The sequence below is a fragment of the Nitrobacter sp. 62-23 genome (assembly GCF_001897285.1).
Classification (GTDB): domain Bacteria; phylum Pseudomonadota; class Alphaproteobacteria; order Rhizobiales; family Xanthobacteraceae; genus Nitrobacter.
The window spans coordinates 24,096-34,452 of sequence record NZ_MKSM01000142.1; the positions used below are offsets into that span (position 1 = coordinate 24,096).

Annotated in this window: 8 protein-coding genes; 3 read left to right on the forward strand and 5 right to left on the reverse strand. The window is 64.7% G+C overall.

The features are described 5' to 3' along the window. Window positions 1-161: 161 nt before the first annotated feature. Window positions 162-3,437: a hypothetical protein gene (locus BGO16_RS18035; protein ID WP_292620534.1), complete on the reverse strand. Its 3,276-nt coding sequence runs from the start codon at window positions 3,435-3,437 to the stop codon at window positions 162-164. Between the two features lie 372 nt (window positions 3,438-3,809). Here BGO16_RS18035 and BGO16_RS18040 point away from each other — a divergent pair, with 372 nt between their 5' ends. From BGO16_RS18040 to BGO16_RS18050, 3 genes are all read left to right on the forward strand, one after another. Continuing rightward, the gene (locus BGO16_RS18040; protein ID WP_292620542.1) at window positions 3,810-4,298 is read left to right on the forward strand and encodes a MarR family transcriptional regulator; all 489 of its coding nucleotides are present in this window, start codon (window positions 3,810-3,812) and stop codon (window positions 4,296-4,298) included. Window positions 4,299-4,397: 99 nt separating this feature from the next. Beyond that, window positions 4,398-5,768, forward strand: coding sequence for a glutamate--cysteine ligase (locus tag BGO16_RS18045; protein WP_292620535.1), 1,371 nt, complete (start codon window positions 4,398-4,400; stop codon window positions 5,766-5,768). A 121-nt stretch (window positions 5,769-5,889) separates the two neighbouring features. After that, window positions 5,890-6,510 (forward strand): PAN domain-containing protein, encoded by a 621-nt coding sequence (locus BGO16_RS18050; protein ID WP_292620536.1) that lies wholly within the window; start codon window positions 5,890-5,892, stop codon window positions 6,508-6,510. Here the strand turns inward: BGO16_RS18050 and BGO16_RS18055 are convergent. The 4 genes from BGO16_RS18055 to BGO16_RS18070 form a co-directional block, all read right to left on the reverse strand. Then, entirely contained in the window at window positions 6,488-6,793 is a 306-nt protein-coding gene (locus BGO16_RS18055; RefSeq protein WP_292620537.1) for a hypothetical protein, read from the reverse strand. The two genes, BGO16_RS18050 and BGO16_RS18055, sit on opposite strands and share 23 nt — an antisense overlap. Window positions 6,794-6,913: 120 nt before the next feature. Then, entirely contained in the window at window positions 6,914-7,684 is a 771-nt protein-coding gene (gene lepB / locus BGO16_RS18060; protein ID WP_292620538.1) for a signal peptidase I, read from the reverse strand. Further along, window positions 7,681-9,108, reverse strand: coding sequence for a metalloprotease TldD (tldD, locus tag BGO16_RS18065; protein WP_292620539.1), 1,428 nt, complete (start codon window positions 9,106-9,108; stop codon window positions 7,681-7,683). The genes lepB and tldD overlap by 4 nt, the downstream gene beginning before the upstream one ends. Before the next feature lie 137 nt (window positions 9,109-9,245). Then, the gene (locus tag BGO16_RS18070; RefSeq protein WP_292620540.1) at window positions 9,246-9,827 is read right to left on the reverse strand and encodes an invasion associated locus B family protein; all 582 of its coding nucleotides are present in this window, start codon (window positions 9,825-9,827) and stop codon (window positions 9,246-9,248) included. Window positions 9,828-10,357: the final 530 nt, after the last annotated feature.

Here is a 10,357-nt window from a genome sequence, read left to right on the forward strand (position 1 = left end):
GGCCGGCGCCTTTCCGCAGTATGGATCTTCGGTTGCGGCGCGGGTTGCAGGCCGCGCCACCTGCATAACCGAAATCATCAGCGGCCGGGGTTAAAGAATTCGGCACGGCCGGGCTTTTTCGTCCGGCTCCCGCTCATGTCAGAAGTTGGTGGATACCGCGATTATTGCGCGGCCGGTCTCGCCATCGCTTGCCGAGCCATCGCCTGCCTGGCCGTAACGGATCGGGCCACCGTGGTTTTGCTCAAGGCCTTTGTTGCGGCCAGGGGCTTTGCGGCCGGCTGTGCGGCCGCGCCGTCCCATCCGCCTGCGGGGCTTGCGACGCCGACCGCATCGTCCGGTTGGGGTATGGGGACGAAGCTCTCGACCGCCTGCTTGGCCGCGGCAAGCGACTGCGGATCGAGGCGCTTGGCCACCTCGTCGCGCTTGCGCCCGGAATCGACGTCGCCCTGGGCGGCAGCGAGGCTGAACCACTTGTAGGATTCGGCGAGATTTTGTTCGATGCCGATGCCGCGGGCACAAAGAATGCCGAGATTGAACTGGCTGTCGGCGACGCCGCGCTCGGCCGCCTTGCGGAACCATTGCGCCGCGCTCGTATAGTTGGCGCCCTTGCCGCCGCCATCGGCGTCGAGCACGGCGAGATTGTGCATGGCCTTGGCGTTGTCCCGTTCGGCCGCCTGCATGTAATAACGCCGCGCCGCGTCGAAATCCTTGGCAACCCCGAGGCCCTTTTCATGCAGGGTGCCGAGCCTGAACATGGCAGGCACCACGCCGGCCTCCGCCGCGCGATCGTACCATTTGGCGGCTTCGGCGTAATTGACGGCAACGCCCTTGCCCTCGGCATAGCGAACGCCGATTTCATACGCCGCTGCGGCGTCGCCGTGGAGCGCGGCGGTCCGCAGCTTTGTGCTGCCGATGCCGTCAGGGAGGGATTCGGAGCGGGGAATTGCGATCGGCTCCAGCGTGTGTGTCGTCGGAGCGGATGTGGGCGGCACGGTCGGAAGCGTGCCGGTGACATCGGCGGATGCGGTCTCCGGCCGGCTCGGCGGCGTCACGTCTGACAGGCGTTCGGGTTGAACCGCGCTGCCGGCCGGCAACGGTGAATTCATTGACTGCCGGTCGATCGGCGTCGGCGAGGTCATCGACGGCATTCCCGGAATCGCGCTCGGGTTATCTGTTCCGGGCTTGGCCTCGGTGTCTGCCGGCGGTTTTGTTTCGGGCAAGGTGAACGAACCGGTGTCGCTGACTCTCGCGCGCTGGGTTCCATCGAGCAGCGACATCGCGAACTTGAAACCGCCGAGCACGATCACCACCACGCTCGCTCCGACGAGGAGAGAGCGGATCCTGGAGGTGATGGCGGACCCGGCAGTGGCGGGGCGCGCCGGTTCGATCTCGATCTTGGTCCGGCCGGACTTGTCCGCCGGCGGCGCCTCGGCGGCGGCGCGCGCGGCCCGGCGCGCCGCGGCGATGAATGATGAGCTTGACTGTTCGCTCAGCGCTTCGGCGATGTGGCCGATCGCGCTTTCGGACGCCGCGATGCGCTCCGACGGCGACGCTCCGTGTCCCGGTGGACGGGTGCCGGGCTCCAGCGGATGATCGGGCGGCAGGTCCGGGTCGATCGCAGGACGGGGTTGCGGCTGGCGCGACGTTCCCGAGGGCTCGAAGGTCTCTTCCGGAAACAGGTCTTCATCGATCGCGTGCGACGGGATCGGCGGCGACGTCGGGATTGGCTGAGCCGGCTGTGGCATCGCCATTTGCGACAGCACGGGATTCGGCAATTCGGGTCTTGGCGGCGGACCCGCCGGCGGCTCCGACGTCGTCGCTCCGCGTGGCGGGACGGCAGGCATGGCGCGGATCGTGCGCAGATCGCCTTCGATCATCGCCAGCCGATCGACCACGTGACCGAGCGTATTATGGACGACCTCGAGCGAATCCTGGGTATGGCGGTCGGTTTCCGACTGGCAGAAGCGCATCTCCGAGAGTTCGCGCTTGATTGCCTCGACGACCTCGCTGTCCATGGCCGCCGGGCCGGCGCTGCGCGGACCGCTTTCGGCCAGCGCCGCGAGCCCGGCCTGCTGTCGCTCCAGATGATGCAGGATGTCCTGCAAGCCTTCCTCGACGCGCCCGAGATCGGTTCCCGAATGGCCGCCGGCGGTCTCCAGGCGTTCGAGCAGCAGCGAGACCCGCTGTTCGAGGTGCGCCAGCGCCGATGACGAGTCGTGGCCAGCCGGCAGACGGTCGAGACGGTCGGACAGCGCGCGCACGGCTTCTTCAAGCTGCTCTGAACCGCCGCCGGTTGCGGGCCGTTCGCGACTTTCGAGGGTCGCCGTCAGCGCGGCCACGCGCTGTTCGAGCGCGGCGAACGAATCGCTATTGTCCCCGGATCGACCGAGCTGGTCGACTTTCGACGACAGCATCGTGAGATCGTCGCTGAGCCGCGTCAGCGCGTCGTTGGAGGCGACGTTGGAGACGATGCCGCGAAGCGCGCCGATCGCGTTTTCGAGCTGCTGCACCACGCCGCTGTCGCCGCTGTCGCGCACGATGGTGTCGATCTTGTTGCCGAGATTGCGGATCGCTTCGTCGAATCCCGCAAGCTGCTCGGCCGGTTTCAGCGATCGCAGGGCGTCGGAAATCTCATTGAGGGCGCGTTCGATATTCGCCAGCGCCTGGCCGTCGCTGCCGCTTTGGCGAATGCCGTCGATGCGCTGCGACAGCGAGCGAATCTCGTCCTCGATCGATTCGATCGCACGGCGCGGCATCGCCTCGGTGATGACGTGACGGATGCCGGCCAACTCGCTGCGGAATGCGGCGATCGACTGCTCGATTCCGTCCGGCCGCAGCGATTCGATCTGGCTCGTGATCTTGAAAAGTTGCCGCTCGAGGCTGGAGAAATCCGAAACCGGCCGCGGCGTTGTCATCGCCGGTGCGACAGGCGGTGAGCCGGACAGCGGCGAGGCGCGCGAAGCGCCGTCGAGTTCGTGCTGGCGCGCGGCGACTTCCGCGATCGCGAATTCGAGCGAGGCGGGATCGGGCAACGGTGTCCGGTTGTAAAGCTCGGCGGCGGCGCGCTCGACCCTGTCGGTTCGATACTGCGGATACGCCGCGGGCGCTTGTGCGGCGACCCGGGCGAGCCTCGCATCCAGCCGCGAGATAGCGTCGTTAAGCTGGCGGGCGACGGCCGGTTCGCCGGGCCTGGCCGGACCCGACAACTGGTCGATCTGGCGCGTGATTGAATCAAGCCGCCGGTGAATGTCTGCGACCTCGCGGCCGCCCTCGCTCGCAACCGAAGCCTCCGCCATCCCGGACTGCGGCATGGCGTTGCCGACCGTTGAACTGAGCCACTCGTTCAGGGACATCCCGGCGTTTCGCGCGGCGGCTTCGGCCCGCTCGCGAACGGATGGTTCAATGCCGTCTTCGCTCCACGATCCGCGCGAGTTCATGCTTTCGTCCGGTGTCTGACCGGCGCATCCGATGCGCCTTCGGCTCCCTTGCGCGCCCTTTTGAATAGAGAATCCCAAACCGGCGCGGGGGTCTGCCTCCGAGGCCCAACCTTTTCGTGTTACGGTAAACAACGGGTTAAGGAGTCATGCGGTTGCGGCTAAAAGTTGCATTCCGAGAACGGATGCGCGCTCAACCCGACACCCATATGCAACCTTTGGTTTTGTAGGCGGCAGAGTACTCCTGGGGCGGAATTCTGGCCGCTGTTGTTGCATTTTGCGAAGAATTGCAGCCGCTCCGGCAAATCGGGAGTCACGATTGATGCAGTTGCATGGAGTACGGTAGGCTGGTCGGCGGGATACAGGGACTTCATGATGAGACGCAAACCCTCCCTCGAGGCAGCCGCGGCCTGGATCCGCCTGATGCGCGTGCAGAGCCGTGTGCTGGACACGGTGGAGCATGAGTTGAAGGAGGCGGGTTTTCCGCCGCTCGCCTGCTACGAGGCGCTGTCTGAACTGTCGCGCGCGCAGGCGGGCGAACTGCGGCCGGTCGAATTGGAAAGGCAGATGCTGCTGCCGCAATACACGACCTCGCGCCTGATCGACCGCCTGGTGGATGAGGGGTTGGCGGCGCGGCGCGAATGCAAGGCCGACAGGCGCGGTCAGTTCGTCGAGATCACCGACGCCGGCCGCGCCTTGCAGAAGAGGATGGGGCGGGCCTATTCGGCGGCGATCGAAAAGCATGTCGGCTCCAAACTCTCCGACGCCGAAGCCGCAGAACTTTGCGGGCTGCTTGACCGGCTCGGTTGTTCCTGCAATGAGGCTCAGGCGCTTGCTGTGAGAGACGGTGCGTCCACGCAATGACGTCTCTTTTGTCTTTCGCGGTTACGGGCCGCTCGGCCCGATGTTCTCTAAACCGACACGGCGTGCGTTCGGTCGAAACGCCCCGCACCGGGATTTTTCATGGCGCGTGACCAGATCGATATGACGCCGCTGCAATCGCGCGATCAGCTCGTGGCGTGGCTGGAAGCCGGCGTAAAGCCGGCATCCGAATTCCGCATCGGGACCGAGCACGAAAAAACGCCGTTCACGCATCAGGGCCACGAGCCCGTGCCGTATGAAGGCGCGCGCGGCATTGGCGCGTTGCTGGAAGGAATGCAACTCCTGCTCGGCTGGGAGCCGATCATGGAGCAGGGCAATATCATCGGTCTCCATGACGTCACCGGCGGTGGCGCGATCTCGCTGGAGCCGGGGGGGCAGTTCGAACTGTCCGGCGCGCCGGTCGAAACAGTGCATCAGACCCAGTCGGAGCTGGCTGCGCATCTGGCGCAGGTCAAGGAGATCGCGACCCCGCTCGGCATCGGATTTCTCGGCCTTGGCATGACGCCGTCGTGGTCGCGGGCGCAGATTCCGATGATGCCGAAGGGCCGTTACAGGATCATGCGCGACTACATGCCGAAGGTCGGCCGATACGGTCTCGACATGATGTTCCGGACCTGCACGGTTCAGACCAATCTCGACTTCTCCTCCGAAGCCGACATGGTCAAGAAGCTGCGGGTCTCGGTGGCGTTGCAGCCGGTCGCGACGGCGTTATTTGCAAATTCTCCCTTCACCGAAGGCAAGCCGAACGGCTTTCTGTCGTTCCGTTCGGAAATCTGGCGCGACACCGACAATGCCCGTGCCGGCATGATCCCGTGGGCGTTCGAGGACGGCATGGGATTCGAACGTTGGGTGGATTACGCGCTTGACGTTCCCATGTATTTTGTCAAGCGCGGCGAAAATTATATCGACGTGTCCGGCACCTCGTTCCGCGATTTCTTCCACGGCAGGAACGAGGCCATCCTCGGCGAGCGGCCGACCCTTTCGGACTGGGCCAATCATCTGTCGACGATTTTTCCCGAGGTGCGGCTCAAGCGCTATCTGGAAATGCGCGGCGCCGACGGCGTGCCGTGGGGGCGCCTGCCCGCGCTGCCGGCATTCTGGGTCGGGCTGCTCTACGACAACACCAGTCTCGATGCGGCCTGGGACATCGTGAAGCGCTGGAATGCGCCGGAACGTCAGGCGTTGCGCGATGACGTGCCGCGCATGGGCTTCAAGGCCCGGATCAAGGACCGTTACCTGTTCGAGATCGCAAGGGAATGCCTGGTGCTCGCGCATGCGGGGTTGCGCCGACGCGGCCATGTCGATCCTTTCGGCCGCGACGAGTCACGACATCTGGAGCCGCTCGACCGTATCCTGGACTCAGGCCGCTCTCCCGCCGAGGAGATGCTGGAAAAATTCAACGGCCCATGGGCAGGGTCCGTGGAACCAGCGTACAGCGAATACGCGTTCTGAATTCGCGTAAAGCGAACTTCGGATTTGGGATTGGCCACAGAGTCGAGTCTCGTCCGGCCTTTGGACCAACGGCAGGTTGGCGGCGGCTCGTTCATCCGCCATACATCAACGTGGCGATTTAATGAGCATTATCCGCGCTCTTCTTGTTTGGGACACTTTAGCTTTGCGGCCTGTGTTGAAAGTCAATGCATTGAAGGCTGGCCTGATGGTGCTGGCTGCGCTGTCGATGATGGCCCTTACAACGGCGCGCTCGGCGCATGCGCAGACGAATTTCGACCGGCCCGGCGCCGACTATCTACGAATGACGCTGCGGTCGGGCGACCCGGCCGACTGCGCGCTGGCCTGCGAGCGCGACCGCCACTGTCGTGCCTGGAGCTTCAGCTATCCTGGCGAGGGGTCGGAAATAGCGGTGTGCTGGCTCAAGAATGCCGTTCCGCCGCGGATCGCGAACCCGTGTTGCGTGTCCGGCGTGCGAGGCGCCGGCGTGATCGAGCGGCGAACCGGTCCGGTCGAAACCTCCACCGATCGCTCGGGCGGCGACTATCGCAGCTTCGAGCTCAAGAAAGAGGAAAGAGCCGACGCCGATCAGGTCTGCCGCCGTGCATGCGATGCCGACAGCAAGTGCCGGGCATGGACCTATGCGCGGCCCGGATATGCCGGAAAAGCCGCGCGGTGCTTCCTGAAAAAGGAAATCAAGCCGCCGCATCGCAGGCCCGGCTTCACGTCCGGGGTGGTGCGATAGCATTCGTCAAGACGTGGATGCAGGCAACACCGCGAGTTCGGGCCACAGTGTCTTCCACCGTCTTGAAATGCGTGAGGCGTGTCTGCGCCTCCCGGGTCGTCGCATCCGCAGCCTGCCATGAGGCGTCGGGATCGAAGTAGAAAACGTCATCGTCGCTGATGATCCACGCGTTGGGCAGTCCTGATGCGGGACAACTCCCAGCGATCGCTTCGTTGAGCGGATTGCGCAGCGCGGCCCGCGCGATGAATTCATCCGATATCATGGCCGCAAGAGTCTGTTTCAACTGCGATGAATCAGACTCGTCGCTTGTCTTTTTGTTTGAGCATGATCTTTTCCGAAAACCGGTTGCCACTTTTCGGGATCATGCTCTATCGGTCACCGGGCCATTCACCGGCAAGCTCTGTCAGTGCACCGCCGTGAAAAAACGCGCGAAGCGAAAGCCGGAGAGCCAGGTCCAGACCGGCTGGTTACGGATGCCCATATCCCACGAGCCGACGATCGCATCGACCCGGCCGACCAGGTTGTCGGTCGAGAGCAGGCCGACGCCGCCCTCGCGGACCGGCACGCGGCTGTCTGCGGAGTTGTCGCGGTTGTCTCCCATCACGAACAGATGGCCTGGCGGCACTGTCACCTCCGCCGTGTTGTCGAGCCGGCCGTTGTCGTGAATCTTGAAAATCGTGTGCGAGACTCCGCCGGGCAGCGTTTCCACATAACGATGCGCCGGCTCGTCGGAGCCGTTGTCATCCTCGGCCTCGCCGATTCCGTCGGCTTTCAACGGAGCCGGCTGTCCATTGATCCAGACCTGGCCGTCGCGCATCTGGATGCGGTCGCCGGGCAGGCCGATGACGCGCTTTACCCAGACCTGCGAACGGTCGCCGGGCCAGCGGAACACCACAACGTCGCCACGTTTGGGCAGTTCGCCGAAAACGCGCGAGGTTTCGGGAAACGAGATGTGGATCGGCATCGAGGCGGTTGAGTAGCCGTAAGGGTATTTCGAGGCCAGCAGCGCGTCGCCGATCAAAAGCGTCGGCTCCATCGAGGCTGAAGGCACGTAGAACGGCTCGGCGAGCGCGCCCTTGGCGAGCAGCACCACGAGCACGATCGCCGCGATCTGGACGACCTGTCCGCCCCAGCGGCGAACCACCGAGCCCGATGTTGAGGACTCCAAGCTCATCCGCCTGTCCCTCCGACCGTGATCCGGTCCATCCGCAGCGTCGGCTGTCCGACGCCGACCGGGACGCCCTGGCCGTTCTTGCCGCAGGTGCCGACGCCATCGTCAAGCGCGGTGTCGTTGCCGACCATGGTGATGCGATGCAGGTCAGTCGGACCGTTGCCGATCAGCATCGCGCCCTTCAGCGGCGCGCCGAGCTTGCCGTTCTCTATCTTGTAGGCCTCGGTGCACTGGAACACGTACTTGCCGGAGGTGATGTCGACCTGACCGCCGCCGAAATTCGCGGCGTAGATGCCATTCTTCACCGACGCCAGGATTTCGGCCGGGTCGCGATCGCCCGCCGGCATATAGGTGTTGGTCATGCGCGGCATCGGCACGTGGGCATAGTCCTGGCGGCGGCCGTTGCCGGTGGGTTTCATTCCCATCAGCCGTGCGTTCTGGCGATCCTGCATGTAGCCGACCAGGATGCCGTCCTCGATCAGCACGGTGCGGCCGGTCGGCGTGCCCTCGTCGTCGATCGACAGCGAGCCGCGCCGGGCCGAAATGGTGCCGTCATCGACCACGGTGACGCCTTTGGCCGCGACCTGCTGACCCATCAGCCCTGCGAAGGCGGAGGTCTTCTTGCGGTTGAAGTCGCCCTCCAGGCCGTGTCCCACCGCTTCATGCAGCATCACGCCGGGCCAGCCGGGACCGAGCACCACGTCCATCTCGCCGGCCGGCGCCGGAATCGATTCCAGATTGACCAATGCCTGACGGATCGCGTCGTCGGCGACCGAACGCCACGCCTTGGTCTCGATGAACCGGGCATAGCCCTCGCGTCCGCCATAGCCGTGGCTGCCGGTTTCCTGCCGGTCGCCCTGTCCGGCGACGACGGAAATGTTCATCCGCACCAGCGGACGGATATCACGGTAGCTTTCTCCGTCCGGACGCATGATTTCGACGACCTGCCAGGTCGCGCCGAGACTGACGGAGACCTGACGCACCCGCGGGTCCTTGTCGCGGACATAGGCATTGATTTCGGCAAGCAGCTTCACCTTGGTCTCGAAGCCGAGGCCGTCGAGCGGGTTCTCGTCACCGTAAAGCCGCACGTTGGTGCGGGAGGGAGCGGCCGCGAAGGTCCCGTGATAGCCACCGCGCACGGCGCCGACGGCATCGGCGGCGCGGATCAACGCCGGCAGCGACACGTCGGAGGAATGGGCGTAGCCGACGGCGTCGCCCTTGACGGCGCGAAGCCCGAAGCCTTGCGAGGTATCGTAGGTCGCCTGCTTGAGGCGGCCGTTGTCGAACATCAGCGCCTCGCTCTGGCTGTACTCCAGAAACAACTCGCCGTCGTCAGCGCCGCTGAGGCCCCGCGCCACTTCGTTGCGCACGGAATCGCGATCGAGATCGGCACGGTCGAACAGGGACGTGGTGAGGGGATTGGTCATGGCTTGCTCCGAATTCAACGCGGATATGCGGCCGTTCCGTGTCGTGCGAAGCGGTCGAGGTTCAAGATAGGCATGATTGCCGCGAAAAGGAGACCCTTTCCAAACCTTCACCTGTTTCGCAGCGCCGGATCAAATCGCTATGGCAGCTTGTCGTAACCTTCGCCCAATCCGTTCAGGCTGAGCGGAAAGCCGATGCCTTCCTCAGGCGTCTCGAAAATGATGAAGGTCGCCGTCTTGGCGCTGCGCAACTGCCCCAGCAGCTTGTCGTCCAGCACGACCTCGGCGACGCAGCCGTTGGGCAGGCAGCGCACGAACCCGGCGCGTCCGACATCGACATTGTCGAGCTTCAGGCCAAGGCCGGAGGGCAGCAGCACGCCAAGCGGCGCCACCACGCGCATCAGCCGGCTTTTCTGGTCGGCGGTCTTGAGCACGATAACGGTCAGGCCGGCATTGGAGCGGTCTTCCGCCACCACGCTCTGGATCAGGGCGCATTGTTCGGCCTTGGCGCCGGGCGGCGTATCGCACCGGATCTGCCAGTCGCCATGGACCGATTTGACGGCGCCCTGCGCGAAGGCCGCGCCGCAGAAGCCGACGGCGAGACTGGCGATGGCGAGACGGGCGATGACCCAGCCGGTCAGCATGCGGGTCACGAGCGGTGCCGCCGCAACCCTGACGGTGCGGCCCGAGGCGGCTCCGGTCGACTGTTTCGAAGGCCCCATCCGGCTCGATTCCCTGCTCTCGCGTACCATACCCTGGGCCAACCCGGTCCCGCGCGGGACTGATGGGCAATGAAGGCGCCTTGAAGGCAGTCTTCGCCTGAATCAACCTCAACCGCCGCCGAATCTCTTTAGCCGACCGCGCCTGTGCCTACATCGGACAATCCGCCTGTCAAGCGCCTGGAGGCCGCAAAAAGCGCGTTTCCGCTCGGATTTGCCGGTCAAATGCGGTTGCCGGCCGAATGCGCCGGACCGGGAGCCAAAAGCGTCGCCGGCTTGCTGTCTTGGTCCTTGCGAGGGGCGACGAATTATGGTTTGAGAGAGGCGGCTTTGGATGCGTTCTAGCTAGACAGCCTTCCCGGGCTGTTTGCGGAAGCGTCACGTCGACCAGCAGACTGCCGCCGGCGGGAACTGCTTAGGGGGTTGTTTAGGGTTTATTTATGACAAGGAGCGCGAGCGGCATGAAGATGTCGAATGGCCAGATTGGCCGCCGGTTTGGCCGCCGGTTTCTGGGATTGTTGTTTGGGTTTGCG

Bases quoted from the DNA above. Each gene is read 5' to 3' on its own strand.
- lepB (WP_292620538.1), bottom strand. From the start codon at position 7,684: ATGAGCTTGGAGTCCTCAACATCGGGCTCGGTGGTTCGCCGCTGGGGC.
- tldD (WP_292620539.1), bottom strand. From the start codon at position 9,108: ATGACCAATCCCCTCACCACGTCCCTGTTCGACCGTGCCGATCTCGAT.
- BGO16_RS18045 (WP_292620535.1), top strand. From the start codon at position 4,398: ATGGCGCGTGACCAGATCGATATGACGCCGCTGCAATCGCGCGATCAG.
- BGO16_RS18050 (WP_292620536.1), top strand. From the start codon at position 5,890: ATGAGCATTATCCGCGCTCTTCTTGTTTGGGACACTTTAGCTTTGCGG.
- BGO16_RS18040 (WP_292620542.1), top strand. From the start codon at position 3,810: ATGAGACGCAAACCCTCCCTCGAGGCAGCCGCGGCCTGGATCCGCCTG.
- BGO16_RS18070 (WP_292620540.1), bottom strand. From the start codon at position 9,827: ATGGGGCCTTCGAAACAGTCGACCGGAGCCGCCTCGGGCCGCACCGTC.
- BGO16_RS18035 (WP_292620534.1), bottom strand. From the start codon at position 3,437: ATGAACTCGCGCGGATCGTGGAGCGAAGACGGCATTGAACCATCCGTT.